Source organism: Mesorhizobium sp. WSM3626 (genome assembly GCF_000513935.1).
Classification (GTDB): Bacteria; Pseudomonadota; Alphaproteobacteria; order Rhizobiales; family Rhizobiaceae; genus Mesorhizobium; species Mesorhizobium salmacidum.
In genome coordinates this window covers 200434-226468 of sequence record NZ_AZUY01000001.1, presented here as the reverse complement: position 1 = coordinate 226468, position 26035 = coordinate 200434, and the positions used below count along the sequence as shown (strand labels likewise).

Here is a 26035-nt window from a genome sequence, read left to right as displayed (position 1 = left end):
CAGATTGTCACCGGCCTGTCATGACCCTGCGTTACCGGCTTGCGCCAAAGCAAATGGGGAATCACTTTGCCATGACGGACGTCTCCGCAGATCTGGTTTTTCGCCGCGGCAAGGAAGTTGGAAAGGCCGTTTACCAGAACCGCCCGCTTTCGAAAGCCGGCATCTCCGAGCGGCTGTTCGCCTTCCTGTTTTCCGGCCTCGTCTATCCGCAGATCTGGGAAGACCCCGACGTCGACATGGACGCGATGCAGCTTGGCCAGGGCCACCGTGTCGTCACCATCGCCTCGGGCGGCTGCAACATCCTCGCCTATCTCACCCGCTCGCCGGCACAGATCGACGCCGTCGATCTCAACGCGGCCCACATCGCGCTGAGCCGCATGAAGCTGGAGGCGGTTCGCCATCTGCCTTCGCAAGGCGACCTGTTCCGTTTCTTCGGCGCGGCGGACACGAGCCACAATTCCGAAGCCTACGACCGCTTCATCGCCCCGCATCTCGATCCGGTCAGCCGTCATTACTGGGAGCGCCGCAACTGGCGCGGCAACAGGCGCATTGGCGTTTTCGACCGCAATTTCTACCAGACCGGCCTGCTCGGCCTGTTCATCGCCATGGGCCACCGCACGGCGAAATTCTTCGGCGTCAACCCGGCCCGCATGATGGAAGCCAGGAACATCGGCGAACAGCGCCGCTTCTTCAACGAGGAGCTGGCGCCGGTCTTCGACAAGAAGCTTCTGAAATGGGCGACGTCGCGAAAAGCCTCGCTGTTCGGTCTCGGCATCCCGCCGGCGCAGTATGACTCGCTGATCACCTCCGGCGACGGCACCATGGCCAGCGTGCTGAAGGCCCGGCTGGAAAAGCTCGCCTGCGATTTCCCCCTGGAAAACAACTACTTCGCTTGGCAGGCTTTCGCCCGCCGCTATCCCGAGCCGGGCGAGGCCGCCTTGCCCGCCTATCTGGAAAAGCGCAACTACGAGACCATCCGCGGCAATATCGACCGCGTCGCCATCCACCATGCCAACCTGATCGAATTCCTCGCCGGCAAGGATGCCGGCGCCGTCGACCGCTTCATCCTGCTCGACGCACAGGACTGGATGACTGACGACCAGCTCAACGCGCTGTGGTTGGAGATCACCCGCACCGCCTCCGCCGGGGCCCGCGTCATCTTCCGCACCGCCGCCGAGCCCAGTCTGCTGCCGGGGCGCGTCTCGACCTCGCTGCTCGATCAGTGGGACTATCAGAACCAAGCATCGCGCGAATTCTCGGCTCGTGACCGCTCCGCCATCTATGGCGGCTTCCACCTCTATGTGAAGCGCGCGGCATGAGCACGACGGAGCTGCCGGCCAGCCACGCCGAGCTGATGGACGGCGTCTACCGCTGGCAGCGCCATATCTACGACCTGACCCGCAAATACTACCTGCTCGGCCGCGACCGGCTGATCGCGGGGCTGGACGTGCCGCCGGGCGGCACAGTGCTCGAGCTTGGCTGTGGCACCGGCCGCAACATCATCCTCGCCGCCCGCGCCTATCCCGACGCCCGTTTCTTCGGCCTCGATATTTCGGCCGAAATGCTGGAAACGGCCGGCAAGGCAATCGACCGCGAAGGCCTCTCGGATCGCGTCAAGCTGGCAAGGGGCGACGCCACCGATTTCGATGCAGAGGCCCTTTGTGGCATCGAACGGTTCGACCGCATCTTCGTATCCTATTCGCTGTCGATGATCCCGGGCTGGGAGAAGACGGTCTCGGCAGCACTTGCCGCGCTGGCCCCGACGGGCTCGCTGCACATAGTCGATTTCGGCCAGCAGGAAGGTCTGCCGGGCTGGTTCCGCACCTTGCTGCGCGGCTGGCTGAAAAAATTCCACGTCACGCCGCGCGAATCCCTGCGCGACGTTCTGGAATCGGAAGCCGAGCGAACCGGCGCAACATTCCGTTTTCGCACGCTTTATCGTGGCTATGCCTGGCTGGCCGTGATCGGGCCACGGAGCTAGTTAACGCAGCGCCTTCACCAGCGCCCCCACCAACGCCTGCGGCCGATAGTTGAGCTTGGCCGGCGTTAGCCCGAGCCGCACCACCACCAATTGCTCGGATGGAATGATGGCGACGGTCTGCCCGTCATGGCCTTCCATCCAGTAAGTGTCCTTCGGCAGGCCGGCGGCGACGCCGGCACCGGGATTTTCCTCGTCGCCCGGCGCTTCGATCCACAACTGGCCCTTGCCGTAGACTTTCGAGGCGGATGCCGGCTCGCGCATCCAGTCGACGAAGCCGGCAGGCAGGACCTGGTTGCCGTTCCATACCCCGCCCTGCAGCAGGAACTGGCCGAACCGGGCCCAGTCGTGCGCCGTGGCATAGAGATAGGACGAGCCGACGAAAGTACCCTGCTCGTCGGTCTCTAACACCGCGCTGTGCATGCCGAGCGGCTCGAACAGCGCCATGCGCGGCCACGTCAATGCCTTGGCCCTGTCGCCGATCGCGTCCTGCCAGAGGCGCGACAGCATCACCGCCGTGCCGCTGGAATAGGAAAACACCTTGCCGACCTCGCCGGTGAGGGGTTTGGAGCCGGCAAAACCCGCCATGTCGGGTTCGAGGTAGAGCATGCGCGTCACATCGGCGACGTCGCCATAGTCTTCGTTGAACTCCAGGCCGCTCGACATCGCCATCATGTCGGCAAGGCTGATCGCGGCGCGGCCGTCCACCTTCCAGGGCGTGAACAGGCCCTTGTTGTCGACCGCCAGCTTGCCGTCCCTGATCAGTGTGCCGACGATGGCGGCGTTCACCGTCTTGGTCATCGACCAGCCGAGCAATGGCGTCTTGACCGAAAAGCCGTCGCCATAGCGTTCCGCGACGACCCGCCCGTTCTTGACCACGACGATCGCGCGCATGCCGGTGCCGGCCATCGCGTCGTCCGCGACGATCTTCAAGATTTCAGGGTTCTGAGAGGCATCGACCCGTTCGCCCTCGGGCCACAGCGCATCCTGGCTTGTCGCCGCGGGTTCGGCATAGACCGCGGTGCGCCGCGCCTTGCCGACATCGCCGTCGGGAACCGAGACGCAGCCCAGCCCGTCGCGGGCAACCGCCTCGCTCTTGCCGAGGAAACCGAGCAGGCCGGCCGACACCGTCCCCCGGTTCTTGTCGACGGAGACCCGCATCAAGCGCAGCAGCGGGTGGCCGGGCGCCTGCACATCGACGGCCAGCACCTCGTTGGCGTCGCGCCCGGCGATGAAGACGTTGGAGCAGACGATCTTGGCCGAATAGCCCGAGCCGACGCGGATGAGTTCCGGCGGCGCGATATAGAGCCAGGCAACCAGCGCGGCGATAGCCAGCACGATCAGGCCAAGCAGCCATTTGACGATCTTGACGATGATCCGCATCCATTGCCTCCCAGGCACTCGCCTGACGTTTATGTCATCGAATTGCCGCCATTGCTTCCGCAAAATTGGGCTTCTTGTCGAGCGCCATAAACCAGATATCAACCATGATCGGCGATCACAGGCATGCATGTCGCCCAAAAGTGCGCAGCATTTTTGCGACAACGACATGCACGAAAAGCGGATAGGCTGGGCGATGCGTGGGGCGATCGCCTGGAGGGGGCCAGACCAACTTCGGCCATCAAGTGCACAGACCCATCAGCGACCGGCTGATTCCGGCTTGGAAGTTGCGATGCGCCGTCTTGCGGTCCTTTTCATGCTGACGCTGCTCGGCGCCTGCTCGACCGTGGACGATCTCTCGCCGCTGTCGCCGTCCGCGTTGAGCAGTCCGACGGTGGCCGTGCGCGCGCCGCGCTTTGCCGATTCCAAGCCGCATGAGTGGGACAGCGGCGCGCCGTGGAACTATGCAGTCCACGGCACCGACGTCTCCAAATACCAGACATCGATCGACTGGCCGACCGCCAAGGCCAGCGGTATCTCCTTCGCCTTCATCAAGGCGACCGAAGGCGGCGACCGATTCGATGAATATTTCAGCGAGCACTGGGCGCGCACGAAAGCCAACGGAATTCCACGCGCGGCCTATCATTTCTTCTATTTCTGCACGCCCGCCGCCGTGCAGGCGCGCTGGTTCATCCAGAATGTCCCCGTCGACCGCTCCGCATTGCCTCCGGTTCTCGACATGGAATGGAACCCGAACTCGCCGACCTGCCACCTGCGCCCCGACGCGGCCACGGTGCGCGCTGAGATGACCACCTTCCTTGAGATCGTCGAGCGGCGTTACGGCAAGAAGCCGATCATCTACACCTCGGTCGATTTCTTCGAGGACAACGAACTGTCGAGCTTCCGCGGATATCCCTACTGGCTGCGCTCCGTCGCCGGGCACCCGCGCGAGAAATATGGCAGCCACCCCTTCACCTTCTGGCAGTACACCGGAACCGGCATCGTCCCCGGCATGACCGGCAAGTCCGACATCAACGTCTTCAACGGCTCGGAAGCCGCCTGGAACAAATGGTTGCGGCAGAACACCCGCTGACCCCGTGGCAACGGCAGCGAAGGCGCCTGGAAGAGGGGCCGCGGCAGAAGACCCGTTGACGCCGTGGCAACGGCGGCAAAGGCGCCTCAAATAGGGCTGAAGCAGAAGACCCGTTGACACCGGGCCTGCCGCCTGCTTTTCGACACTGCCAGCGGTAGAGAGTGCAACCGCAGGGCGTTGGGCTCTAGGCACGACAATGCCCTCTTCGTTTCGAAAGGAAGCTGATGCGACTGCGTTCCCAAGCCCTCGCGGCGCTATTTTTGTGCGCCACGGCCTTGCCGGCGATGGCGCAGGAATGCGGCGGCGATTTCGAAGCCTGGAAACAGGGCGTGGCGGCGGAAGCCAAGGCTGCCGGTGTCGGCGCCGTCGGTCTCGATGCGCTGGAGGACGCCAGGATCGACGAGAGGGCTCTGGCGCGCGACCGCGCGCAGGGCGTCTTCACGCAAACTTTCGTCCAATTTTCCAACCGCATGATCTCTGCCTACCGGCTGAAGCAAGGTGCGGCGAACATGAAGAAATACGCCGATGTCTTCGCCCGCGCCGACCAGCAGTTCGGTGTCCAGGCGCCTGTCATCACCGCCTTCTGGGCGCTTGAAACGGATTTCGGCGCCGTGCAGGGCGACTTCCATACACTGAGCGCACTGATGACGCTGTCGCATGACTGCCGCCGCCCGCAGCTTTTCCGCCAGCAACTGGTGCCGCTGCTGGAACTGATCGATCGCGGCGTGCTGCCGGCCGATGTCACCGGCGCCTGGGCCGGCGAGATCGGCCAGACGCAGATCCTGCCGTCCGACTATCTTGCGCGCGGCGTCGATGGCGACGGCGACGGCAAGATTGATCTTAGAAACAGCGCTCCCGACGTGATCATGACCACGGGCAACAAGGTCCTGTCGCGCGGCTGGAAGCGTGACGAACCCTGGATCCAGGAAGTGCGCGTGCCCGACGAGATGCCATGGGACCAGACCGGCCGCACCAACAAAATGCCGCTGACACAATGGGCGCAGTGGGGCGTCACCAACCCCGACGGTTCGCCGCTGATCGACAAGGGCCTGAAGGCCGGCCTGGCGCTGCCCATGGGCCGCAAGGGTCCGGCCTTCCTTACCTACGAGAATTTCGACGTCTATCTCGAATGGAACCAGTCCTTCACCTACGCGCTGACCGCGGCAAACCTTGCCGCGCGGCTGGCGGGCGCGCCGCCGCTCGACCCGCGCAATCCCGAGCCGGGTCTCGAAAACGAGCAGATGAAGGCATTGCAAACCAAGCTCGAGGCCAGGGGCTACGACGTCGGTACGGTCGACGGCATTTTGGGCACCAACACCCGCGAAGCCATCCGCAAGGAGCAGATGCGGCTAGGCCTGCCGGTGGATGGCTGGCCGACGCCGGAGTTGCTGGGAAAATTGTAAGCGAAGGTCGGTAGGGAAGCTACCCGCCACTCACTCCCTTCCTCTCCCGCACAAAATCGATGAACGCCCGCAAGGCTGGCGGCACATGCCGCACGCTCGGATGGTACAGGTAGAAGCCGGGGAAGCTGGGCGACCAGGCCTCCAGAAACCGGACCAGCTGACCGTTCTCGATCCAGGGACGGACCTGATAATCAATCATGTATGCAATACCGGCACCGCTCAGCACCGCGTTGAGCAGCAAGTCGGTGTCGTTGACGGTCAGCCTGCCTTCGACCGAGATTTCCAGCGCCCTTTTGCCACGCGCGAACTCCCATCGGTATATGTTGCCGCCGCCTGGCCATTGGAAGTTGATGCAGCGATGATGGTGCAGATCGCCGGGATGACGAGGCGTGCTGCGTCCCGCGAGATAGGCGGGAGCGGCCACCGCGGCCATTTGCAGGTCCCCGCTCAGCTTCACCGCCACCATGTCTTTTTCCAGCCGCTCGCCGAGCCGAATGCCGGCATCGAAGCGTCCTTCGACAATGTCTGTCAGCATGTCGTCGACGATAACCGTCAGGCTGATATCGGGATAGACGTGCTGGAAATCGCCCAGGATCGGCGCGATGAACCGCATCGCGGCGACGCGCGGCACGTTGATGCGCAGCGAACCCACCGGCTGATCGCGTGAGGCATGAATATCCGCGACCGCGCCTTCCAACTCCCTGAAAACAGGGCCAAGCCGCGTGAACAGCGTGTCGCCGGCCGCCGTCGGCGATACGCTGCGTGTCGTGCGATTGAGCAGGCGGACACCGAGACGTGCCTCCAACTGCCGGATTGTCTGGCTGAGGGCCGGTGGCGAAATCCTGAGCCTGGCAGAGGCGCGGATGAAACTGCCCTCCTCCACGATCATCGCGAATGCTTTGAGTTCGGAAAATTCGGACCCGCGCATTGTGTACCCCAGGCTTAACAGGCAAGTCAGATAATAGCCCATTATGTGATCAATGGCTTCGGCCTATTTTCGACCACGGAAGCCGCATCGCGCGGTCACGAACGGTCGAAAGGAATTGATCATGTCTCAAACGCTTCAGGGCAAAACCGCGATCGTCACCGGCAGTTCGCGCGGCATCGGCCGCGCCATTGCCGAAGGGCTCGCCGCCAACGGTGCCAGCGTCGCCGTCAACTATGTCGGCAATGCCAAGGCCGCTGACGACGTTGTGGCGGCCATCATCGGCAAGGGTGGCAAGGCAATCGCCATCCAGGCCGACATTTCAAATGTCTCCGACGTCCACCGGTTGTTCGACGAAGCAGAAAGCCAATTGGGCGGTCTCGACATCGTCGTCGCCAATGTCGGCGTCGCCGTGATCAAACCGCTGGTCGAGGCCAGTGAAGCGGATTTCGACCTTGTCTTCGATACCAACGCCAAAGGCACTTTCTTCACGCTTCAGGAGGCCGCTCGCCGTGTGCGGGACGGCGGTCGCATCATCGCGGTCTCCACGGGCGGGACAAAAATGTTCTTCACCCACACCGCGCTCTATCTCGGCAGCAAGGGCGCCGTGGAACAATTCATGCGGGTGCTGTCGCGCGAGGTTGGTCCACGCGGCGTCACCGTCAATAGTTTATCGCCAGGCTTCACCGACACAGACCTTCTGCCGGAGCGCGACCGCGCCGTGGCGGCCGGCATGTCGCCCTTCGGCAGGATTGGTGCGCCGCGCGATGTCGCCGACGTTGCCGTTTTCCTGGCCAGCGACGAGGCCCGCTGGCTGACAGGCGAGAACATCCAGGCCGGCGGTGGCGTGGCTTAATCCGCCATCGTCTCCAAGCTCGCAAAACCTTGCGGCGCGTCGCCCTCGTCGAAGGGCGTCGTCACCTCGACGAACGTGTCGGGATAAAAGCCGTTGAAGCGGGTCCTGAGCGACAGCGAGTAGGCGCCGATATGGCCGATCTCGATCCAGTCGCCGGTGTCGACGGTTTCCGGCAGCCAGAACGGCCGCGACAGGATGTCGACGGAATCGCAGGTCGCGCCGCACACCTTGAACGGCACGATTTTGTTCTCGTCGCCATTGCGCGCGCGGATCGCCGGATCGGGGATGAAGCGTGCCGGCAGCGTGATCTTGCCGGTCCATGAATCCGACAGCGACGCCCAGATGCCGTCATTGATGTAGAGCCGTTTGCCCTTGCGCAGGAGCACGCGCACGATCAGCGACAGGCAGCGCGCCACGATGACCCTGCCCGGCTCCGCCACCAGCGGAATCTGATCGAACTGATATTCCTTCAGGTCGCCGGAAAGCCGCGACATGATCTGGCCGAGCGACGGCATCGCGATCTGCTTGCGGTTGGGATCATGTCCGTATTCGGCCGGAAAGCCGCCGCCGACATCGAGCCCGGCAATGTCGAAGGTCAGCCGGTTGCGCACCCAGTCGGCCGAGGCCAGTGCCCGCTCATAAGTGTCGGGATCCTCGATCTGGCTGCCGACATGGAAACAGAGGCCGACCTTGTAGCCGGTGCGGTTCAGCCGCTCGGCGAGTTCGACCGCATAGGCAGGCCCAGCGCCGAATTTCTTCGACAGTTCGTAGGCGGCATGCCCCTTGGTCTGCACACGCACGAAGACGCTGACCGCGCCCGGGTCGATATCGAGCGCCCGCACCACCCGGGTCAGCTTGGTGATCTCGTCCTCATGGTCGAGCGAGATGACGCGGATGCCGTATTTTTCCAGCGCCAGCTTGATGTCCGACTGCGCCTTGACCGGGTGCATGTAGAGCATCTCGGCATCGGGCGAGACGGCGCGCACAGCGGCGAACTCGCCTGGTGAAGCGACGTCGAAGGCGGTGACGCCGGCCTCGACCAGCGTCTTCAGCACGATCTGCTCGCCATTGGTCTTGACCGCATAGGCGGTCTTGCCGGGGAACATGCCCATGAACTGCAAGGCGTCGGCCTTGAGCACCTGCGGGCGGAAACAATAGACCGGATCGTCCGGGCGAAGCGCCAGTGCCGCCTCGCTTGCATTCTCGAATCGCTGCATGGACGAATCCCCGACTTCAGCTCGCACACTTAATCCAAGCTAGCGGCTAGCGCATGACCCCGAAAGTCAATTTCGACTTTCGGAAAGGATCATGCGCCAGGAATGAATCTCGCAGCGTCCTTTGCGCGTCTCTGGAGACGCGCGGCGCTGCAATGAAAACAATTCTGTGTCTCGCGCTGCTGACGGTGCGGCACCAGCCTTTTGCCGGGAAGCTTGGCTGTCGGTCAAGTTTCGGGTGGCCCTTGCCGCCGGACCCGATATGGCTTCTGCCTGGTTGGCCGGCATTCGAGCCGTCCGGGGAGGATAAATCACATGGCTGTGGCAGCAGCATCCGCAGCACGCGGACCGATGACGCTCAGGGACTGGGGGCAGTTGCTGTTGCTCGGCGCGATCTGGGGCGGCTCGTTCTTCTTCGCCCGCATCGCGGTGGCGGAGCTTCACCCGCTGGTGCTGGTTCTGTTTCGCGTCGCCATCGCCGCATTGGCGCTGCAGCTCTATCTCGGCCTGCGCGGCCCCTCCTTCCGTCTCGCCCTGCCGCATGCCGGCCTGTTCTTCCTGCTGGCCTTCACCAACAACGTCGTCCCCTTCTCGCTGATCTTCGCCGGACAGACCCAATTGGGTGCCGGCGTCGCCTCCGTGCTCAATGCCACGACGCCGTTCTGGACGCTGATCCTCGCCAACGCCCTGACATCAGATGAAAAGCTGTCCTGGAACAAGCTCGCCGGCATCGCCCTCGGTGTCGCCGGCACGGCTGTGATGATCGGCCCCGGCCTGCTCGCCGGGCTCGGCGGCCCTGTCTGGGCCAAATTCGCGCTGATCGGCGCCTCGCTCTCCTATGGCGTTGCGCTGATGGTCGCCCGCCGCTTCAAGGGCGTGCCCTCGCCGGTCGTCGCCACCGGACAATTGACGGCTTCGACCATCATCATGGCCCCGATCGTGCTCTTCGCCCACGGCCCGGCCGGCTTGTTCTCGGCCTCGCCGCCGGTGTGGACGGCGGTGCTGGCGCTGTCGCTGCTGTCGACGGCCTTCGCCTACATCCTCTACTTCAACCTCGTCGCCTCGGCCGGGGCCACCAACGCCTCGCTGGTCACGCTGATCGTGCCGGCCAGCGCCATGCTGCTCGGTTTTCTGTTCCTTGGCGAACGGCTGGAATTGTTCGAGATCGGCGGCGTGGTGCTTATCGGACTCGGTCTTCTCACAATCGATGGACGAGTGTTCGGTCGCCGTTAGGGCCGGCATGTGCAATCGCGAAAGTCGAAGCCGACTTTCGCAGGGGTAGCGCTGCCATGACACAGCATCGACACGCCATCGCCATAATTTATTCACAGGCCTGAAGCGGGTTTTTCCCGAAGGGTTTCAACGGTTAACGGCAAAACAGAGGTCGCGAATCTCACAATCACGTCGCAATGCAGCACATTTTCCGCTTGCCTGTGGCACAAATGAACCTAGACTCCAAGGCATAGCTCTTTAAGAGGAGGCTATGTCATGGGACTTACGAGGCCAATCAACGCATTGATGATTTGTGCTGCGTTTGCCTTCATCGGCGCCCTCATTATGGGCGTCCTTCCCTGAACCCGCCAAGACGGGGAAGACCAGCACCAGATAGTCTAACCAATTCGAAAGGCCGGGTTTTTTTACCCGGCCTTTTGCTTTTCCAGCCGAGCCTTACGCAGCAGCGGAACCCGCCACCTCCGCCTCATGCGAGCGGATGCCGATCATGTGGCAGACGGCGAACACCAGATCGGCCCGGTTCATCGTATAGAAGTGAAAATCGCCAACGCCGCGCTCGACTAGGTCCAGCACCTGTTCGGCCGCCACGGCGGAAGCCACCAGCGCATGCGTCTGCGGATCGTTCTGCAGACCGTCGAAGCGCTCGGCCAGCCATGCCGGCACCAGTGCACCGCAGCGCGCCGAGAAATTGGCGACCTGGGTAAAATTGTGCACCGGCAGGATGCCGGGAACGATCGGGATGTAGATGCCGGCGCGGCGCGCGCGCTCGACGTAACGCTCGTAGAGATCGTTGTCGAAAAAGAACTGGGTGATCGCCCGTGTCGCTCCATTGTCGACCTTGCGCTTCAGCATGTCGATGTCGGTGGCGAAGTCAGGGCTTTCCGGATGCTTTTCCGGATAGGCCGAAACCGAGATGTCGAAATCGCCGGCGTCCTTCAGCGCGCCGACCAGTTCGGCCCCGTTGGCGTAGCCGTCCGGATGCGGACGGTAGGCAGCGCCGACGCCTTCCGCCGGATCGCCGCGCAAGGCAACGAAGCGTTTGACACCCATGTCGGTGAATTCCTGGATCACAGCATCGACCTGATGGCGGGCAGCATCGACGCAGGTCATGTGCGCCGCCGGCGTCAGGCTGGTCTCCTTCAGGATGCGGCCAATGGTGCGCGCCGTGCGCTCGCGCGTCGAGCCGCCGGCGCCATAGGTCACCGAGACGAATTTCGGCTTCAGCGGCTCCAGCCTTGTGACCGTGTCCCATAGCCTCGCTTCCATCTCGTCGTTCTTCGGCGGGAAGAACTCGAACGAAACCCTGACCTTGTCGCCGATATCGGGACGGCGGGAAAAACGAAACTGGTTCATCAGGCGATTTCCCCTATCGAGCTCACTCTGGTCTGCTGGCTGGCGTTGGCGGGATCGGCGATCAGCAGGCGCCGGTCGCGGCCAAGCCAAAGCTTGACGGTGAGCCTGGCCTCGTTGCCGCTGCGCGGTTCGAATTCCTGGGCATCCTCGAGATCGAGGCCGGCTTCGGAGAACCAGTCCCCGATCTGCCGGTCGGAAAAGCCGAGACGCATATGAGCGTGCTCGTCACGCAGGAACTCCAGCGCGTGCGGCGCGAAATCGACGATGACCAGACGGCCGGCCGGGCGCAAAAGCCGCGCCGCCTCATGGATGGCGCGGGCCGGATCGTCGAGATAGTGCAGCACTTGGTGGATGGTGACGAGATCGAAGGCATCGCGCTCGACAGGCGGCGAAAAGATATCGCCCTGCCGCACCTGCGCATTCGAAACCCCGGCCTTGTCGAGATTGGCGCGCGCCACGGTCAGCATCTCGCGCGACATGTCGATGCCGATGCCGCGCCGGTAGAGCGGCGAGAAGATTTCGAGCAGCCGCCCGGTGCCGGTGCCAAGGTCGAGCATGGACTGGAACGGCCGCTTGCCGACCAGCTTCAGCATCGCGGCCTCGACCGCGCGGTCGGGCACATGCAGCGAGCGGATATGATCCCAGCTTGCGGCGTTCTGCGAAAAATACGCGGTGGCGCGGTCCTGGCGCTTGCGCTTGACCGAGGTCAGCCGCTCCAGATCGCGCTCGACCTGCGGGTCGGCGCCGCGAATGCTGGAAACCAGCCCCATCACGAAGTCTCGCGCCGAATCGGCGTCCGACAGCCGGAAGAAGGCCCACGACCCTTCCTGGTAGCGGCCGATCAGCCCCGCCTCGAGCAGCAGCTTCAGGTGTCGCGAGACACGCGGCTGCGACTGGCCGAGAATTTCGGTAAGGTCGGAAACGGTGAGGTCGCCGCGCGACAACAATGCCAATATGCGCAGGCGGCTGGATTCGGCCGCCGCCTTAAGCGTATCCACCATGGTGTCGAGCGAGACATGCATCAGCGTATTCTCTTTGAAAAAGATATAAACATATGTTTATGTCGATTTTGGCGGCCTTGCAAGCGCTATGTCGCTTCCGGACCAGAAAATGCCGCATGCGTGATTTCCTGGTCCAGGTCACCCCGAAACGTCTGGCGGTTTGAAGACAATGGCATGCAGCAGCACAGAGACAGGCAATGACCGGGCAGCGTGAGATGTTCGAGGCACGTGAAGGCGAGCAGAGGCTGGACCAGGATCCGGCAACGATGCCGCCCGATAGCGGCATCGTCTTCATCGGCCGTATCGCCTCGCCATGGACTACCCGGGAAAGCTGCCCGAAAAACATGCGCGCCGCGCGCGAAACGGGACAGCCGGCGGCGCTCACCATCGAAGCGCCCTATCGCGAAGGGCTGCGTGGGCTGGACCGCGCCAGCCACGTCGTCATCCTGTCCTGGCTGCATCACGCGCCGCGGAATCTGATCGTTCAAAAACCCCGCCATGCGGCTGAAGCAAAAGGCGTATTCGGGTTGCGCTCCCCTGCCCGGCCAAACCCAATCGGCCTGCATGTAGCCAAGCTCGTCGGGTTGGACATTGCCACTGGGCGCATCGATCTCGACGCTATCGACGTGCTCGACGGCACTCCGGTCGTCGACATCAAGCCCTATTTCGCCTCGACCGACGCTATATCGGAGGCGACCGTTGAAGGGCGCGAGGAGCGATGAGCGCGCCGACCGGCCGCCGCCGCGCCATCGCCAAGGCGCTGACTGCACTTTTGCCGCTGGCGCCTTATGCCGACATGGAGAAGATCCGCACCGACGCCGGCTCCATGCATATGAAGACCTTGCCGCCGACGATCGCGGTCTGGCTGGCGACGATTGCCCATATCCGTCACATGCACACCGACTACGAAAAGCTGCTGGCCGAGGGCTATGATCGCGACTCGGCGCGTTTCTTCGTCATCGAGCAAACCAACATCGTGCTCACGCGCTGGCGCGCCACCCGCCTGCTCGACGCCGATGACGAGGAGGAATGACGCTATTGCCGGGCGGAATGGTGCTCACTCGTAAATGCTGGCCCGATCGTCATCTCGAGGATGACTGAAGTCCGACTACTGGCTCTATGCACTCGGCCTGCCGCCGATAGCTTGTGACGTGATGGCAAGGAGCTGCCGATGAGCCAAATCGCACAGGATACACCGCCGCAGCCTGTGGTGGGCGACCGTCATGTCGACCCGCATTCCTATCCCGACGGCATTGCCTTCCTCGACGGCCAGTACCTGCCGATGTCGCAAGCCAAGGTCTCGGTGCTGGATTGGGGTTTTCTGCACTCTGACGCCACCTACGATACGGTGCATGTCTGGAACGGCCGCTTCTTCCGCCTCGATCTGCATCTCGACCGTTTCTTCGGCGGCTTGCAAAAGCTGCGCATGACGATCCCGTTCGATCACGATGGCGTGGCCGAGGTCCTGCACAATTGCGTCGCGCTGTCGGGTCATCGCGCCGCCTATGTCGAGATGCTGTGCACGCGCGGCGCCTCGCCGACCTTCAGCCGCGATCCGCGCCAGGCGATCAACCGCTTCATGGCGTTCGCCGTGCCGTTCGGCTCGGTCGCCAATGCCGAGCAGTTGCAGCGCGGGCTGCGTGTCGCCATCAGTGACAAGGTGCGCATTCCGCCGGCCTCGATCGATCCGGCGATCAAGAACTACCACTGGCTCGACCTCGTGCGCGGCCTCTACGATGCCTATGATCGCGGCGCCGAGACGGCCCTCATTCTCGACTTCAACGGCAATGTCGCCGAGGGTCCTGGCTTCAACATCTTCTGCGTCAAGGACGGCAGACTGTCGACACCGGCCATCGGCGTGCTGCCGGGCATCACCCGCCGCACCGTCTTCGATCTTTGCGCAGAGATCGGACTCTCGGCGACGGCCATGAATGTTAGCGTGGCCATGCTGCGCGGCGCCGACGAAGTCTTCATCACCTCGACCGCCGGCGGAATCATGCCGGTGACGGAGATTGACGATGCCGACATCGCCGACGGCAAGGTCGGGCCGATCACCAGCCGGCTGATGGCGCTCTATTGGCAAAAGCACGACGACCCGGCCTGGTCGAGTTTGGTGAACTACCCCTGATTCACACGATTTCTTGTTCTACTGGAAAGCCCCAAGTTCAAAAAGATTTCCGCCCGCCTCTGGAAAATCACGGGATAGGCCGTATATGCCCGAAAGCGGAGAAGCCTCCGCTTTCATCCAGAAATTGCGCCTGCAGGGGCAAGGATTCCACATCATGACATCAAAGATTTGGTTCATCACCGGATCGTCGAGAGGCTTTGGCCGCGTCTGGGCCGAGGCCGCGTTGGCGCGCGGCGACCGCGTCGCCGCGACCGCCCGTGACATCGGCACGCTCGCCGATCTCGTCGCTAAATATGGCGACAACGTCGCCGCAATTCAGCTCGACGTCACCGACAAGAAAGCCGTCGATGCCGCTGTCGCCGAGGCGCACAAGCGCTTTGGCCGGCTCGACGTCGTCATCAACAATGCCGGCTACGGCCATTTCGGCGCCATCGAGGAAGTCAGCGAGCAGGAAGCCCGCGACCAGATCGAGACCAATGTGTTCGGCGCGCTGTGGGTCACCCAGGCCGCCCTGCCGATCATGCGCGCGCAGCGGTCCGGCCACATCATCCAGATCTCGTCGATCGGCGGCGTCAACGCCTTTGCCTCGCTCGGCCTCTATCATGCCTCGAAATGGGCGCTGGAAGCTTTCAGCCAGTCGCTCAGCATCGAGGTCGCGGAATTCGGCATTCATGTCACGCTGGTCGAGCCGGGCGGCTTCTCCACCGACTGGTCGGGAGCATCGGCCAAGGTTTCCAAGCCGATCGAGGCCTATGCGCCTGCCCGTGCTAGGATGGCCGAGCGCCGCGCCAACTCGGTCGCCGGCGATCCCGAGGCGACCGGTCCGGCCATGCTGGCCATCGTCGATGCCGACGAGCCGCCGCTGCGGGTATTCTTCGGCGATGGCGGCCTGCCGATGATACGCCAGGAATACGCCAACCGCCTCGCCACCTGGGACAAGTGGGACCACGTCTCCGTCATGGCGCAAGGCGCCAACAAGAACCGCAAAGGCTGACATCAGGTGTTTTACTGCGCCGCCGCCTCACAGGCGGCGTAGCTCTCACCTCAGCCACGATGCGAGCGCGCGACTATGCCTGATAAATCCATTGTTCCGGCACCCGCACCGAAATCTCTTCGCCGGCCCTGACGATGCCGGGCCTTTCAACCCAGGCGACCACGCCGCGCAACCGCTTCGCCGCCTTGGGAAACAACAGCGCGCCGGCTTCGATGTCGGCCATTCCAGCGTTTTCAGCGATCGATCGCCCGGCGAAGCGGCATGGCCCGTTCTGGGCGTCGACCTTGAGCGTCACGCCGCCCTTGAAGAACAGTAGCGTGCCGGCCGGCAGCATCGACAGATACGGCACGCCGTCGATCACCAGATTGGCGCCGATCCATTCCGGCTTGATTTCGGCGAGTTCCATCCGTTCAGCGACAATGCCCAATTCGTCCGCCGCCACGATCGATATCTGCCGTTCGTTGCGCATCTCGGTGCCGCGCGGATACCAGGGCTCGCGCCCGCCGGAGCGGCGCGTCGGTCCTGCATGGAAGTCGCCTGAAATGCCGTCGAAGCCGAGCCGCAATTCGTCCACCGGACGCGTCTGGAAATCGTCCGCTGGCGCGACATACAGCGCGGCCGCGCGGGCGGTAAGCTTCTTTGCCGGAATGATTTCGGCCGGCTTTTCAGCCTCGGGAAAGAGATCCAGCATGACTTCATTCCTTGGATGACGTGCCCTGGTTTTGCCCTTCACCCGGCAACGCAAGAGCGGTTCGGGCCATAACGCGCAATTCTTCCACCGATGCGCCGTCCCGTGCCTGGATCGACATGCCGTTCATGACCCCTGCAATATATTTGGCGAAGCCTTCGACGGCGAGGTTTTCCGGCAATTCGCCTTCTGCCTTGCCTTTGGCCAGCCGCGCCGCGATCGCCGCCTCGCTCGCCTTGCGGTAGGCCTTGAGTTCATCCGCAATGGCTTGCGCCTGCGGCGAGGCCGCCAGCGCGCCGCTGACGAAAAGGCAGCCGCCCGGCTTGCCGGGCCTGGAATAGGCTTCAGCCGCGCCCAGCAGCAAGCGCCGCATCGCCTCCCCCGTCGATACCGGCGCGCTCAGCGCTTCCAGCGCGAAGCCTATCTCGGTCTCGTGGTAGCGCTTCAACGCCTTGCGAAACAAAGTCTCCTTGTCGGTGAAGGCGTTGTAGATCTGTGGCGGCGTCAGCCCCATCGCTTCGCGCAGCATGGCCAGCGACGTCGCTTCATAGCCGTGCTCCCAGAAAAGATGCATCGCGGCATCGAGCACCCGGTCGGGGTCGAATGCGCGCGGCCGGCCGCCGCGTGGTTTGTCCGAGCTTTCCATAGCGATCGATACGAAACCTGTTGACTCACCTTTCCCTCATAACATATCAATCGATACGCAACCAGGTAAACCGGAAGATGACCTCCCGGCGAGAGCCGTGCAACCCAAGGAGAAAAGCAATGCCGATCACCGTGACCGCGCCGGAAGGCGTACTCACTCCCGCTGGAGAGCGCGAAATCCTGCCACGCCTGAGCGCTGCCCTCATCGAAGCCTCCGGCGCCGCCGGCAATTCATTCTTCACCGCGATCGTCGGCGGCACCGTCCATATCCTGCCGCCGCGCCACATTTTTGCGGGTGGCGCCAACCGGCCGGTCGTGATGGTCGAGTTGAAGCTACCCAATATCGCCCTTGGCTCAATCGAAGCCCGCAAGATCTTCATTGCCGCCGCCGCCCGGATTGTCGGCGAACTCTGCGTACCGGGCCACAAGCCGGAAAACACCTGGATCAACATCGTCAACGCGCCCGACGGCGGCTGGGGCATCGGTGACAGGCAATATACCGGCGACGCGCTCATCGCGGCCGCCACCGCCGCCGCGCGGTGATGAACAGGATGATGCGGCTCTCCCCTTCGCTGTTCTTCACCACCAACTGCGAGCCCGCGCTGGCCTTCTACGAACAATGCGGCCTTGGCCGGGCAACGATCCTGCTGCGCTGGGGCGACAACAATATGCCGGTGCGCACCGAAGCCATGCGCGCAAAAGTCCTGCATGCACGCTTCGAAGGTCCGGGTGTGCTGTTCCACGCCTCGGACAATGACGACGCGGAGCCGATGAAGGGCTCCGCCATGATGCTGGAATTCGATGGACCGACCGCGGCGCCAGCGGTTTTCGCCCGCGAGGAGCTTTTCGCACGCATGGCCGAGGGCGGCCGGATCACAGTGCCGTTTGCCCGGCAATATTGGGGGACCAGCTTCGGCATGCTGGTCGACGCCTTCGGCGTGCAGTGGATGTTCAGTTGCTCCAAAGAATAGACGCCGGTCGCAGACCGCTCGATCACAACCTTCTTACCGAAAAACGCCGCCGCGCCCAATTGTCGCCGCGCTGCGTCGGCTTCATGGTGAAATCCGGACCGTCGACGGAGGTTCTCATGCGTCCCGGAGCGGCGATCGCAGCGCTTTGGTTGATCTGGGTGGTCACATGGATGGCGGCTGCCCTATGGGCCGATCCGGCGCAAAAGCGCGCCACCATCGGGGCGGAGGCTCGCTATCGCGTCTTCTGGCTGGCAGGCACCGTCCTGCTGTTCCTTCCAGCGCATGGCTATGAAGGCAGGCTGAGATTGTGGATGCCGACCCTTGCCGAAGCCTGGGCCTCCGTTGGCCTGATCGCGGTCGGCATCGGCTTCGCGTGGTGGGCGCGGATCCATCTCGGGCGGTTGTGGTCCGCCACGGTCACCGCCAAGGCGGATCATCGCGTGGTCGACACCGGCCCCTATCGCCTGGTCCGGCATCCGATCTACACCGGGCTGCTGCTGGCAGTGCTCGCCACCATGGTGGCGAAGGGCACGCTCTGGGGCATCGCAGGTACGGCCCTCCTCATCATCGGCGTCGTCATTAAGGCGAGGCTGGAGGAGCATTTCCTGCGCGACGAACTCGGCCCCGCCTACGACGACTACGCCAGGCGGGTGCCGATGCTGGTTCCGTTCACGCCTGCCTGACGCGACATTACTCAAAGCATTCTGATAAGCGCGCCGCCTATCGAATACCCGGCGCCGAAGGCGCAGATCAGACCGAAATCGCCGGGCTTCATATCCGCATGGTTCTCCGACAGCGCGATGATGGCGCCGGCGCCCGCCGTGTTGCCGAGCCGCTCCAGCACCATAGGCGCGCGGTCATGGCCGACATCATGGCCGAAGGCCAGTTTCAGGATCATGGCATTCATGCGCGCATTGGCCTGGTGCAGCCAGAAGCGCCGGACCGCCTGTGGCGTCAGCCCATGCTCGGCCAGGAATTCGACGATGAATTTGTGCCCGGCGACGGTGACTTCCTTGAACACCTTGTTGCCGACCTGCTTGATGAGGTTGCCCTCCAGGTTGATCATGTAGGGATCGTCCTGGGCGGTACGCGTGTGGTAGCCGAGATTGGTGCGGATGTTGTTCGACATCTGCGTCCAGATGCGCGTGTCCAGCACCTCGAAGCGGCCCGGCCGCTTCTCGCCCTGGGCGAGCCCCTCCACCACCATCGACACCGAAGCGTCCCCGAAGATGAAATGCGTCTGCCGATCGCGGAAATTGAGATGGCCCGTGATGATCTCGGGCGTGGTCACCAGGATGCGCTTGTGCGCGCCCGAGCGCACCAGATTGACCGCCATGTGCAGCGCAGCCGCCGCGGACGAACAGCCAAGTCCCATATCGAAGCCGGCTCCCCTCGTGCCCAGCGCCTCCTGCATTTCGATGGCGATGGCCGGATACGGCCTCTGCTGATGCGAGGACGAGCAGATCACCAGATCGATGTCCGACGCTTCGATGTCGGCGTGCTCGATCGCCTTCCTGGCCGAAGCGACACCGAATTCCGCCTGCAGCGAGAGCGCGTCGTCCGGGCGCGCCGGAATGCACGGCGCCATGCGGGTCGGGTCGAGAATGCCTTCCCGCTCGATCACATGGCGGGCGCGCACGCCCGAGGCATGGACGATGAAGTCGGCATCCGATTTCTGCAGCAGCGTCTCGCCGGCAGCCTGGCGCCGCGCGTTCTCGGTGTCGACCCAGGCATTGAAGCTGGCGACCAGTTCCTCATTCGTGATGACAGGCTTGGGGATTTCAGCGCCGATGCCGCTGATGATGACGCGATGCATGTTTCCAGTCCGTCCCGTCCGCGGGCATTGCGGCTTCATGTGGGCGCCGAAACGCTTCGGCGCAACACTTTTCTCACTCGGCCGGTTTACGCAGGCTTAAACCAAGGTTTACGCCAGCCTATCCCGCCCGCTTGGCGACGATGAAAATGCGGGGGAAACGCAGCAGCACCTTGCCATCGGCGGTCTTCGGATACGCCTTGGCGACCTTGGCCGTGTAGCTGTCGAGGAACAGCTTGCGCTCGTCCGCGTCCAGCGGATCGAGGAACGGCTTCAGCCCGGTCGACTTCACCCATTCGACGATCGCCTCGGCGTCGGCCAGCGGATGGTTGTAGATGGTGTGCCAGATGTCGAGCCGAGCGGAGAGCGGCGACAACAGGTCGTAGTAGAACGACACCGGCGGCAGCGGTGCGCGGGCCGCATCCCTGATCTTTGCCGCAAAAGGCACTTGCGCCGCGGTTTCCCGCATCAGCCGATGCGAATCCTCGGCCATATTGTCAGGCATCTGGACGGCCAGCGCGCCACCGGGCGCCAGAAAACCCATCAGACGCTGGAACACCGCCGGATGCTCCGGCAGCCACTGGAACACCGCGTTGGCGAAGATCACGTTGACCGGCTCGGCCGGCTGCCATGTCGAGGCATCGGCGAGGTCGAAGCTGACATTGGGCAGGCGCGCCCTTGCCTTTTCGATCATGTCGGGAGACGTATCGAAGCCGCTCACTTGCGCATCCGGCCAGCGCTCGACCAGAAGTTCGGTCGAATTGCCCGGCCCGCAGCCGATGTCGACGACGCGGCGCGGAAAATCCACCGGCACTTGGGCTGCGAGATCACGCGCCGGCCGTGTGCGCTCGTCCTCGAATTTCAGATATTGGGCCGCGGACCAATCAGCCATTCGAACTCCTCATACCTGCTTGAGAATTCGCCGCCCCGGTGCCCCTTACCGCGTCAGCCTCTTGTAGGTCATGCGGTGCGGGTTGACGGCTTCGGGCCCGAGCCGGCGGATCTTGTCCTGCTCGTAGTCCTCGAAATTGCCTTCGAACCATTCGACATGGCTGTCGCCCTCGAAGGCGAGGATGTGCGTCGCCAGACGGTCGAGGAACATACGATCGTGCGAGATGATGACGGCGCAGCCGCCAAAATTTTCCAGCGCGTCTTCGAGTGCGGCAAGCGTTTCCGTATCGAGATCGTTGGTCGGTTCGTCGAGCAGCAGCACATTGCCGCCGGTCTTCAGCATCTTGGCCAGGTGCACGCGGTTGCGCTGACCACCGGAGAGATTGCCGACCTTCTGTTGCTGGTCGCCGCCACGGAAGTTGAACGAAGCGCAGTACGCGCGGGTGTTGGCCTCGAACTTGCCGAGCTTGACCACTTCGGCGCCACCCGAGATCTCTTCCCAGACGGTCTTCGACGGATCGAGCGCATCGCGGCTTTGGTCGACATAGCCGAGCTTCACCGTCTCGCCGACGCGCACTGAGCCCGCATCAGGCTTTTCCTGGCCGGTGATCATGCGGAACAGCGTCGTCTTGCCGGCGCCGTTCGGACCGATGACGCCGACAATGCCGCCCGGCGGCAGCTTGAATTCGAGGCCTTCGATCAACAGTGTGTCGCCGAAGCCTTTCGACAGGCCCTCGACCTCGATGACCACGTTGCCGAGCCGCTCGCCATGCGGAATGACGATCTGCGTATCCGTCGGCCGCCGCTTGTCGGCTGCATCCAGCAGGTCCTGGAACGCCTGGATACGCGCCTTGGACTTGGTCTGTCGGGCCTTCGGGCTCGACTGGATCCACTCGCGCTCGCGGCCGATGGCGCGCTGGCGGGCGTCGTCCTCGCGGCCCTCCTGCTTGAGGCGCTTGGCCTTGGCTTCGAGATATTTGGTGTAGTTGCCCTCATACGGAATGCCGCGGCCGCGATCGAGTTCCAGGATCCAGCCCGTGACATTGTCGAGGAAGTAGCGATCGTGGGTGATGATCATCACGGCGCCGGGATAGGCGCGCAGATGCTTTTCCAGCCACGCTGTCGTCTCGGCGTCGAGGTGGTTGGTCGGTTCGTCGAGCAGCAGAAGATCAGGCTGGCGCAGCAGCAGCTGGCAGAGCGCGACGCGGCGGCGCTCGCCACCCGACAGCTTGGTGACATTGGCATCCTTGGGCGGGCAGCCCAGCGCTTCCATCGCCATCTCGACCTGCTGTTCGAGATCCCAAAGGTTCAGCCGGTCCATCTCGTCCTGGAGCTTGGCCGACTCGTCGGCCGTCTCGTCGGAATAGTTCATCATCAATTCGTTGTAGCGCTCGATGATGGCGGTCTTGGCCGCGACACCTTCCATGATGTTCTCGAACACGGTCTTGTCGGGGTCGAGCGCCGGTTCCTGCGCCAGGTAGCCGACCGTGGCGCCTTCGGCGAGCCACGCTTCACCACTCCACTCCTTGTCGATGCCGGCCATGATCTTGAGGATCGTCGACTTGCCGGCGCCGTTCGGGCCGAGGATGCCGATCTTGGCGTCGGGGTAGAAGGACAGATGAACGTTCTCGAGCACCTTCTTGGTGCCGTAGGCCTTGTTGAGGCCGGCCATGTGATAGATGAACTGGCGTGCCACGCGCGCTTCCCTGAATGACTGGATTTGTCGAATTGAGTGGAGGTTGGCCGCTATGTAGGCGATGCGGCGCCGGACGGCAATCGCTTTTGCCACATCGAGCCAACCACACGGACAAGTGTGCACCGACAGCCAAGTTTTCAACCGGTCGATGGCGCACGGAAATCCCTGGTTAACCCTTCCGCGTCAAAACAGGATCGGGTGGAATCGCCGGCTTGCCGCGACTTCCAGAGAGAGATCGGATCGACGGCATTGCTGAACAGTTTCCTGCTCCTTGCCGAAGCGGTCGTCTACTTCAGCGTCATGGTGACGCTTTTCCGCTTCCGCAAGCGCATCGGCCTTGGCGTCTTCGTCTGCGCGCTTGGCGTCATGCATTTCCTGGAGACCTATCTGGCCAGCGTCTTTTATGTCGCCCTGCCGTTCGGCATGGTGTCGCCGGGCTCGGCGGTGCTCTTTTCCGGCAAGCTGGTGATGCTCCTTCTGCTCTACATGAAGGAAGATGCCGCCACCGTGCGTCAGCCGATCTATGGCCTGCTGTTCGGCAATGCGTTGATGATCGGACTGGTTCTGCTCCTGCGCCTGCACGCCATCGCTCCGCTTCCCGATGGCCGGCTCCCCGACATCGGCTTCATCGACGAGATGGGCTGGCTGATGGTGTGGGGCACGACGCTGCTGGTCATCGACGCCATCCTGATCATCCTGCTCTATGAAAAGCTTGGGCGCACGCTGCGCAAGGCACGGTTCGTGCGCATCCTGATTTCGGTTGCCTGCGTGCTCACCTTCGACCAGGCCGGCTTCTTCACCGCGCTGCATTTTGTTGCCGGCGCCCCGATTGCGGTCTTCTTCGGCGGCTGGTTCGCCAAGATGGCGGCGGCACTGACTTTTAGCGCTATGCTGGTGGCCTATCTCAAATGGTTCGAGGTCCGCGACGTCCAGATGCCGCGTGGCCTGACCGACATTTTCGAGACGTTGACCTATCGCGAACGCTACGAAGCGCTGGTCGAGCATGTCGGCCGCGACGGCTTAACCGGCCTGCTGCACAGGGGACGCTTCGATGCCGACGGTGAAGCCGCCGTCCAGGCCAGCCTGCGCACGGCGAGGCCGCTCAGCCTGCTCATCGTCGATGTCGACCACTTCAAGTCGATCAACGACCGTTTTGGCCATGCCGAGGGCGACAAGGTCCTGAAGGCGGTCGCAACCGTACTTTGCGAGGCGGCAGGCGCCGAGGACCAGGTGTTCCGGATCGGCGGCGAGGAATTCGCCATCCTCAGTTCGCGTCCGCATTCCGTCGCCAGGCTGTTTGGCGAAAGCGTCCGCACCGCGCTCAAGGCATCGGCCGCCACCAGCCGCTTCGAGCTGACCGTCAGCGCCGGCGTTTCCACCGTCAGCGAAACGACGCAGTGCCTGGCCGATCTGTTCGCGCTCGCCGACCAGCGCCTTTACAAGGCGAAATCGACCGGACGCGACCGCGTCGTCGGCGAACCCGGTGGGCATGAGGCCGACGCCGCCATTGCCTGGACCAGGTCAGCCCAGATCTAGCTCTCTCCGCGACGGCCGCGCCGGCTTACCGGAAGCGGCGATCCCGCACTTACTGGAAGCCGATCGGATCGACCGTCCCGGTCGGGCAACCGGCCTTGTTGGTCGGCACCGAGGCCAGCAGCAGGTCCTTGAGCGAACTGTTCGGGCCGATCGGACCGGCAAGGCCAAGCGTCAGTTCGCCGATCAGCCGCCGGCCACTCGACGGATCGATAAGGCAGGACACCCGCACCCGGTCCCCTGCTCCCGCGCCGAAGGCCTGGTCGAAGGCGCCGCGGATCTGATCCGCGGTCAGCTTGCCGCCGATATTTTTGGCGAAGAGGTCGCGCACCGGCGAGCTGTTGACCTCACGCATCAAATGAAGGGCGTCGGAAAAATACTCCTGCTGACTTTTGCCGTAGCAGGTGCCGTGCTTGATCCATTCATGCCGTTCCAGCTTCGAGGCCGTGCCGGGCATCACCTTGTCGAGCTCGGTGCGGGTGTCGGCATCGAGGTCGACCGGTGGCAGGTCCTGCCAGTGAGCCGGATTGTCATTGGCCTTGTCGCTGGCCGAAGCCTGGCAATAGAAATTGCCGTTCGGCTGCGGCCACAGACCGTGCAGCGTGAAGTTGGTGGCATCGAACTCACCAGGGTTTTGCGCCTTGCATTCGGTCTTGTTCGACTTGGTCTCGCAGAAGGCCGGCTGCCAGCTTAATGCGAAGACATATTCGGGTTTCCCCGAGGGCGCGGGCTTGCCTTGCCCGCCCGGTGCCGCCGGCACGGTCGCGGCACTGCTGCCCGAGAGATGGCCGCAGCTGACCTTCACCCAGCGGCGCTCGGGATCGGCGCCGGGCACCAGGATGAGGTAGTGGGTCGGGGCGTCCTTGTTGCCGGCCAGCAATTGGTAGGTCTTGCCCGCATCCGTCGAGACATTGCCGGGGTTCTTGCCGTTCTTGATCGCCTGCGTCGCCGGACAGGCAGCGTCGGCCACGAAAGTGCCGCTCATCTTGACGTCGGCATGCGCCGCGCCCGCCAGCAAGGTCAATCCGAAGACAACAGCAATGCGCATGGAGAATCCCCTGCTGGAAAGTGGGCGACAGACTGAAGCTGTCTCCATGTCAGAATTGCGATATTTTGCGGGCTCGTGGCAAGAAAGATCGTCGCGGAAAAACCGGCAGGCCGGATTGACGCAAATCTGGCACCGGCGCACACAGTTTGGACATCACGAGGGCGGAACCAGGGAGAGACCGGCCGGCATGCCATTCAGCCAGCAGCGCGTGGTTCGCTCGCCGACCGGCGCCGACCTCAATCTGTTCGTCCGGCAGGCCGACACTCCTCCGCGTGCGGTGGTCCAGATCAATCACGGCCTGGCCGAACACGCCGCGCGCTACGACCGCTTCGCCTGTTTCCTCGCCGCCCNGGGCTTCCATGTCTATGTCCATGACCACCGTGGCCATGGAGCAACCAAGGCGCCCGACGCGCCGCTCGGCAGATTCGCCGACAAGGACGGCCCGGCCAAGGTGATCGCCGATGTCGACGCCATCCACGATCTCATCGCCCGCGAGCAGCCTGACCTGCCGGTGATCCTTTTCGGCCACTCGATGGGCGCCTCCGTGGCGCTGAACTACCTGTTACGCTACTCGCAACGCATCCATGCCGCCGCGATCTGGAACGGCAATTTCTCGCAAGGCCTGCTCGGCCAGGTGGCGCTCGGTATCCTTGCCTGGGAACGGATGCGGCTGGGCTCCGATGTCCCGTCGCGCCTGCTGCCGAAACTTACCTTCCAGGCCTGGGGCAAGGCGGTGCCCAACCATCGCACCTTGTTCGACTGGCTGTCGCGCGACGAGGCGGAGGTGGCGAAATATATCGCCGATCCGCTCTGCGGCTGGGATGCCTCCATCTCGATGTGGCGCGATGTGGTCGCCTTGGCGCTGAACGGCGGCAAGGATGCAGGCTTTGCCGCCGTTCGCCGCGACATCCCCGTCGCCATCGCCGGCGGCGAAAATGACCCTGCCTCGGACTACGGCAAGGGCATCACCCATCTCGCCAGTCGCATGCGCAGGATGGGCTTTTCGAATCTGGTTTCAAAGGTTTACGCCGAAACCCGCCACGAAAGCCTGAACGAGGTGAACCGCGACACCATCATGGACGATTTCGCCAACTGGGCGGACACTGTCTTGAAGGCGTGACAGGTTGGCCCATTGCAAGGACCGTGACAGCCGCTGCCGGGCTTGATAGAGGCTCTGCTTTCGCGGCAATCA

At 63.5% G+C, this 26035-nt stretch carries 26 protein-coding genes; 15 read left to right on the top strand and 11 right to left on the bottom strand.

The features are described 5' to 3' along the window. Positions 1–20 precede the first annotated feature (20 nt). Positions 21–1319: a DUF3419 family protein gene (locus M653_RS0101160; protein WP_027141631.1), complete on the top strand. Its 1299-nt coding sequence runs from the start codon at positions 21–23 to the stop codon at positions 1317–1319. Then, positions 1316–1981 (top strand): class I SAM-dependent methyltransferase, encoded by a 666-nt coding sequence (locus M653_RS0101155; RefSeq protein ID WP_027141630.1) that lies wholly within the window; start codon positions 1316–1318, stop codon positions 1979–1981. The genes M653_RS0101160 and M653_RS0101155 overlap by 4 nt, the downstream gene beginning before the upstream one ends. On the opposite strand, the gene M653_RS0101150 is transcribed toward M653_RS0101155, so the two are convergent. Next, positions 1982–3361 carry a serine hydrolase gene (locus M653_RS0101150; RefSeq protein ID WP_027141629.1) on the bottom strand — a complete coding sequence of 460 codons (1380 nt, stop codon included), beginning with the start codon at positions 3359–3361 and terminating at the stop codon, positions 1982–1984. A gap of 289 nt (positions 3362–3650) precedes the next feature. On the opposite strand from M653_RS0101150, the gene M653_RS0101145 reads away from it, so the two are divergent. Beyond that, positions 3651–4451 (top strand): GH25 family lysozyme, encoded by an 801-nt coding sequence (locus M653_RS0101145; RefSeq protein WP_027141628.1) that lies wholly within the window; start codon positions 3651–3653, stop codon positions 4449–4451. Between the two features lie 224 nt (positions 4452–4675). Beyond that, positions 4676–5854: a lytic murein transglycosylase gene (locus tag M653_RS0101140; RefSeq protein WP_027141627.1), complete on the top strand. Its 1179-nt coding sequence runs from the start codon at positions 4676–4678 to the stop codon at positions 5852–5854. Between the two features lie 19 nt (positions 5855–5873). Here M653_RS0101140 and M653_RS0101135 read toward each other — a convergent pair whose 3' ends face one another. Next, the gene (locus M653_RS0101135) at positions 5874–6824 is read right to left on the bottom strand and encodes a LysR substrate-binding domain-containing protein (RefSeq protein WP_348626221.1); all 951 of its coding nucleotides are present in this window, start codon (positions 6822–6824) and stop codon (positions 5874–5876) included. Between the two features lie 79 nt (positions 6825–6903). On the opposite strand from M653_RS0101135, the gene M653_RS0101130 reads away from it, so the two are divergent. Further along, positions 6904–7635, top strand: a complete 732-nt coding sequence (locus tag M653_RS0101130) for an SDR family oxidoreductase (RefSeq protein ID WP_027141625.1) — start codon at positions 6904–6906, stop codon at positions 7633–7635. On the opposite strand, the gene M653_RS0101125 is transcribed toward M653_RS0101130, so the two are convergent. Continuing rightward, positions 7632–8852, bottom strand: a complete 1221-nt coding sequence (locus M653_RS0101125; RefSeq protein ID WP_027141624.1) for an alanine racemase — start codon at positions 8850–8852, stop codon at positions 7632–7634. The genes M653_RS0101130 and M653_RS0101125 overlap by 4 nt on opposite strands. A gap of 312 nt (positions 8853–9164) precedes the next feature. Between M653_RS0101125 and M653_RS0101120 the strand changes: the two genes are divergently transcribed. Further along, the gene (locus M653_RS0101120; RefSeq protein WP_027141623.1) at positions 9165–10082 is read left to right on the top strand and encodes a DMT family transporter; all 918 of its coding nucleotides are present in this window, start codon (positions 9165–9167) and stop codon (positions 10080–10082) included. Positions 10083–10517: 435 nt separating this feature from the next. On the opposite strand, the gene metF is transcribed toward M653_RS0101120, so the two are convergent. Further along, on the bottom strand, positions 10518–11435 hold the full coding sequence (gene metF / locus M653_RS0101115; protein ID WP_027141622.1) for a methylenetetrahydrofolate reductase [NAD(P)H]: 918 nt from the start codon (positions 11433–11435) through the stop codon (positions 10518–10520). Beyond that, entirely contained in the window at positions 11435–12457 is a 1023-nt protein-coding gene (locus M653_RS0101110; RefSeq protein ID WP_027141621.1) for a metalloregulator ArsR/SmtB family transcription factor, read from the bottom strand. Before M653_RS0101110 ends, metF begins: the two co-directional genes overlap by 1 nt. A 176-nt stretch (positions 12458–12633) precedes the next feature. Here M653_RS0101110 and tsaA point away from each other — a divergent pair, with 176 nt between their 5' ends. The 4 genes from tsaA (at position 12634) to M653_RS0101090 (ending at position 15558) form a co-directional block, all read left to right on the top strand. Continuing rightward, positions 12634–13158: a tRNA (N6-threonylcarbamoyladenosine(37)-N6)-methyltransferase TrmO gene (gene tsaA / locus M653_RS0101105; protein WP_027141620.1), complete on the top strand. Its 525-nt coding sequence runs from the start codon at positions 12634–12636 to the stop codon at positions 13156–13158. Further along, positions 13155–13469 (top strand): DUF2293 domain-containing protein, encoded by a 315-nt coding sequence (locus tag M653_RS0101100; protein ID WP_027141619.1) that lies wholly within the window; start codon positions 13155–13157, stop codon positions 13467–13469. The genes tsaA and M653_RS0101100 overlap by 4 nt, the downstream gene beginning before the upstream one ends. A gap of 138 nt (positions 13470–13607) precedes the next feature. Next, a complete protein-coding gene (locus M653_RS0101095) occupies positions 13608–14564 on the top strand; it encodes a D-amino acid aminotransferase (RefSeq protein WP_027141618.1) in 957 nt (318 codons plus the stop codon). 154 nt (positions 14565–14718) lie between these two features. Next, on the top strand, positions 14719–15558 hold the full coding sequence (locus M653_RS0101090) for an SDR family oxidoreductase (protein WP_027141617.1): 840 nt from the start codon (positions 14719–14721) through the stop codon (positions 15556–15558). Between the two features lie 73 nt (positions 15559–15631). On the opposite strand, the gene M653_RS0101085 is transcribed toward M653_RS0101090, so the two are convergent. Together M653_RS0101085 and M653_RS0101080 are read right to left on the bottom strand one after the other, a co-directional pair. Continuing rightward, a complete protein-coding gene (locus M653_RS0101085; RefSeq protein ID WP_027141616.1) occupies positions 15632–16249 on the bottom strand; it encodes an MOSC domain-containing protein in 618 nt (205 codons plus the stop codon). A 4-nt stretch (positions 16250–16253) separates the two neighbouring features. Continuing rightward, positions 16254–16892, bottom strand: a complete 639-nt coding sequence (locus tag M653_RS0101080) for a TetR/AcrR family transcriptional regulator (protein WP_027141615.1) — start codon at positions 16890–16892, stop codon at positions 16254–16256. Between the two features lie 119 nt (positions 16893–17011). Here M653_RS0101080 and M653_RS0101075 point away from each other — a divergent pair, with 119 nt between their 5' ends. From M653_RS0101075 to M653_RS0101065, 3 genes are all read left to right on the top strand, one after another. Continuing rightward, positions 17012–17434: a hypothetical protein gene (locus M653_RS0101075; RefSeq protein ID WP_027141614.1), complete on the top strand. Its 423-nt coding sequence runs from the start codon at positions 17012–17014 to the stop codon at positions 17432–17434. 11 nt (positions 17435–17445) lie between these two features. Then, the gene (locus M653_RS0101070; protein ID WP_027141613.1) at positions 17446–17862 is read left to right on the top strand and encodes a glyoxalase/bleomycin resistance/extradiol dioxygenase family protein; all 417 of its coding nucleotides are present in this window, start codon (positions 17446–17448) and stop codon (positions 17860–17862) included. A 116-nt stretch (positions 17863–17978) separates the two neighbouring features. After that, positions 17979–18545, top strand: a complete 567-nt coding sequence (locus M653_RS0101065; RefSeq protein WP_051442589.1) for an isoprenylcysteine carboxylmethyltransferase family protein — start codon at positions 17979–17981, stop codon at positions 18543–18545. Positions 18546–18556: 11 nt separating this feature from the next. Here M653_RS0101065 and M653_RS0101060 read toward each other — a convergent pair whose 3' ends face one another. The 3 genes from M653_RS0101060 to ettA all read right to left on the bottom strand — a co-directional run bounded on the left by M653_RS0101060 (position 18557) and on the right by ettA (position 22262). Then, positions 18557–19678, bottom strand: a complete 1122-nt coding sequence (locus M653_RS0101060; protein ID WP_027141611.1) for a beta-ketoacyl-ACP synthase III — start codon at positions 19676–19678, stop codon at positions 18557–18559. A 118-nt stretch (positions 19679–19796) separates the two neighbouring features. Further along, positions 19797–20567 (bottom strand): trans-aconitate 2-methyltransferase, encoded by a 771-nt coding sequence (gene tam / locus M653_RS0101055; RefSeq protein ID WP_027141610.1) that lies wholly within the window; start codon positions 20565–20567, stop codon positions 19797–19799. A gap of 45 nt (positions 20568–20612) precedes the next feature. Next, positions 20613–22262, bottom strand: a complete 1650-nt coding sequence (gene ettA, locus M653_RS0101050; RefSeq protein WP_027141609.1) for an energy-dependent translational throttle protein EttA — start codon at positions 22260–22262, stop codon at positions 20613–20615. 249 nt (positions 22263–22511) lie between these two features. Here ettA and M653_RS0101045 point away from each other — a divergent pair, with 249 nt between their 5' ends. Then, complete coding sequence (locus M653_RS0101045) at positions 22512–23798, top strand: GGDEF domain-containing protein (RefSeq protein ID WP_027141608.1); 1287 nt, start codon at positions 22512–22514, stop codon at positions 23796–23798. A gap of 49 nt (positions 23799–23847) precedes the next feature. Here the strand turns inward: M653_RS0101045 and M653_RS0101040 are convergent, their stop codons facing one another. Then, positions 23848–24843 carry a ribonuclease gene (locus tag M653_RS0101040; protein ID WP_027141607.1) on the bottom strand — a complete coding sequence of 332 codons (996 nt, stop codon included), beginning with the start codon at positions 24841–24843 and terminating at the stop codon, positions 23848–23850. Positions 24844–25030: 187 nt separating this feature from the next. On the opposite strand from M653_RS0101040, the gene M653_RS0101035 reads away from it, so the two are divergent. Next, positions 25031–25963 carry an alpha/beta hydrolase gene (locus M653_RS0101035; RefSeq protein WP_027141606.1) on the top strand — a complete coding sequence of 311 codons (933 nt, stop codon included), beginning with the start codon at positions 25031–25033 and terminating at the stop codon, positions 25961–25963. The last annotated feature ends 72 nt before the right edge of the window (positions 25964–26035 follow it).

Excerpts from the sequence above, each read along its gene's own strand:
- M653_RS0101140 (WP_027141627.1), top strand. The coding sequence starts at position 4,676 with ATGCGACTGCGTTCCCAAGCCCTCGCGGCGCTATTTTTGTGCGCCACG.
- M653_RS0101155 (WP_027141630.1), top strand. The coding sequence starts at position 1,316 with ATGAGCACGACGGAGCTGCCGGCCAGCCACGCCGAGCTGATGGACGGC.
- tam (WP_027141610.1), bottom strand. The coding sequence starts at position 20,567 with ATGGCTGATTGGTCCGCGGCCCAATATCTGAAATTCGAGGACGAGCGC.
- M653_RS0101065 (WP_051442589.1), top strand. The coding sequence starts at position 17,979 with ATGCGTCCCGGAGCGGCGATCGCAGCGCTTTGGTTGATCTGGGTGGTC.
- M653_RS0101110 (WP_027141621.1), bottom strand. The coding sequence starts at position 12,457 with ATGCATGTCTCGCTCGACACCATGGTGGATACGCTTAAGGCGGCGGCC.
- metF (WP_027141622.1), bottom strand. The coding sequence starts at position 11,435 with ATGAACCAGTTTCGTTTTTCCCGCCGTCCCGATATCGGCGACAAGGTC.
- M653_RS0101070 (WP_027141613.1), top strand. The coding sequence starts at position 17,446 with ATGCGGCTCTCCCCTTCGCTGTTCTTCACCACCAACTGCGAGCCCGCG.
- M653_RS0101085 (WP_027141616.1), bottom strand. The coding sequence starts at position 16,249 with ATGCTGGATCTCTTTCCCGAGGCTGAAAAGCCGGCCGAAATCATTCCG.
- M653_RS0101075 (WP_027141614.1), top strand. The coding sequence starts at position 17,012 with ATGCCGATCACCGTGACCGCGCCGGAAGGCGTACTCACTCCCGCTGGA.
- M653_RS0101090 (WP_027141617.1), top strand. The coding sequence starts at position 14,719 with ATGACATCAAAGATTTGGTTCATCACCGGATCGTCGAGAGGCTTTGGC.
- M653_RS0101145 (WP_027141628.1), top strand. The coding sequence starts at position 3,651 with ATGCGCCGTCTTGCGGTCCTTTTCATGCTGACGCTGCTCGGCGCCTGC.
- M653_RS0101060 (WP_027141611.1), bottom strand. The coding sequence starts at position 19,678 with ATGCATCGCGTCATCATCAGCGGCATCGGCGCTGAAATCCCCAAGCCT.
- M653_RS0101095 (WP_027141618.1), top strand. The coding sequence starts at position 13,608 with ATGAGCCAAATCGCACAGGATACACCGCCGCAGCCTGTGGTGGGCGAC.
- M653_RS0101125 (WP_027141624.1), bottom strand. The coding sequence starts at position 8,852 with ATGCAGCGATTCGAGAATGCAAGCGAGGCGGCACTGGCGCTTCGCCCG.
- M653_RS0101080 (WP_027141615.1), bottom strand. The coding sequence starts at position 16,892 with ATGGAAAGCTCGGACAAACCACGCGGCGGCCGGCCGCGCGCATTCGAC.
- M653_RS0101120 (WP_027141623.1), top strand. The coding sequence starts at position 9,165 with ATGGCTGTGGCAGCAGCATCCGCAGCACGCGGACCGATGACGCTCAGG.
- M653_RS0101040 (WP_027141607.1), bottom strand. The coding sequence starts at position 24,843 with ATGCGCATTGCTGTTGTCTTCGGATTGACCTTGCTGGCGGGCGCGGCG.
- M653_RS0101100 (WP_027141619.1), top strand. The coding sequence starts at position 13,155 with ATGAGCGCGCCGACCGGCCGCCGCCGCGCCATCGCCAAGGCGCTGACT.
- M653_RS0101135 (WP_348626221.1), bottom strand. The coding sequence starts at position 6,824 with ATGGGCTATTATCTGACTTGCCTGTTAAGCCTGGGGTACACAATGCGC.
- M653_RS0101160 (WP_027141631.1), top strand. The coding sequence starts at position 21 with ATGACCCTGCGTTACCGGCTTGCGCCAAAGCAAATGGGGAATCACTTT.
- M653_RS0101150 (WP_027141629.1), bottom strand. The coding sequence starts at position 3,361 with ATGCGGATCATCGTCAAGATCGTCAAATGGCTGCTTGGCCTGATCGTG.
- M653_RS0101130 (WP_027141625.1), top strand. The coding sequence starts at position 6,904 with ATGTCTCAAACGCTTCAGGGCAAAACCGCGATCGTCACCGGCAGTTCG.
- tsaA (WP_027141620.1), top strand. The coding sequence starts at position 12,634 with ATGACCGGGCAGCGTGAGATGTTCGAGGCACGTGAAGGCGAGCAGAGG.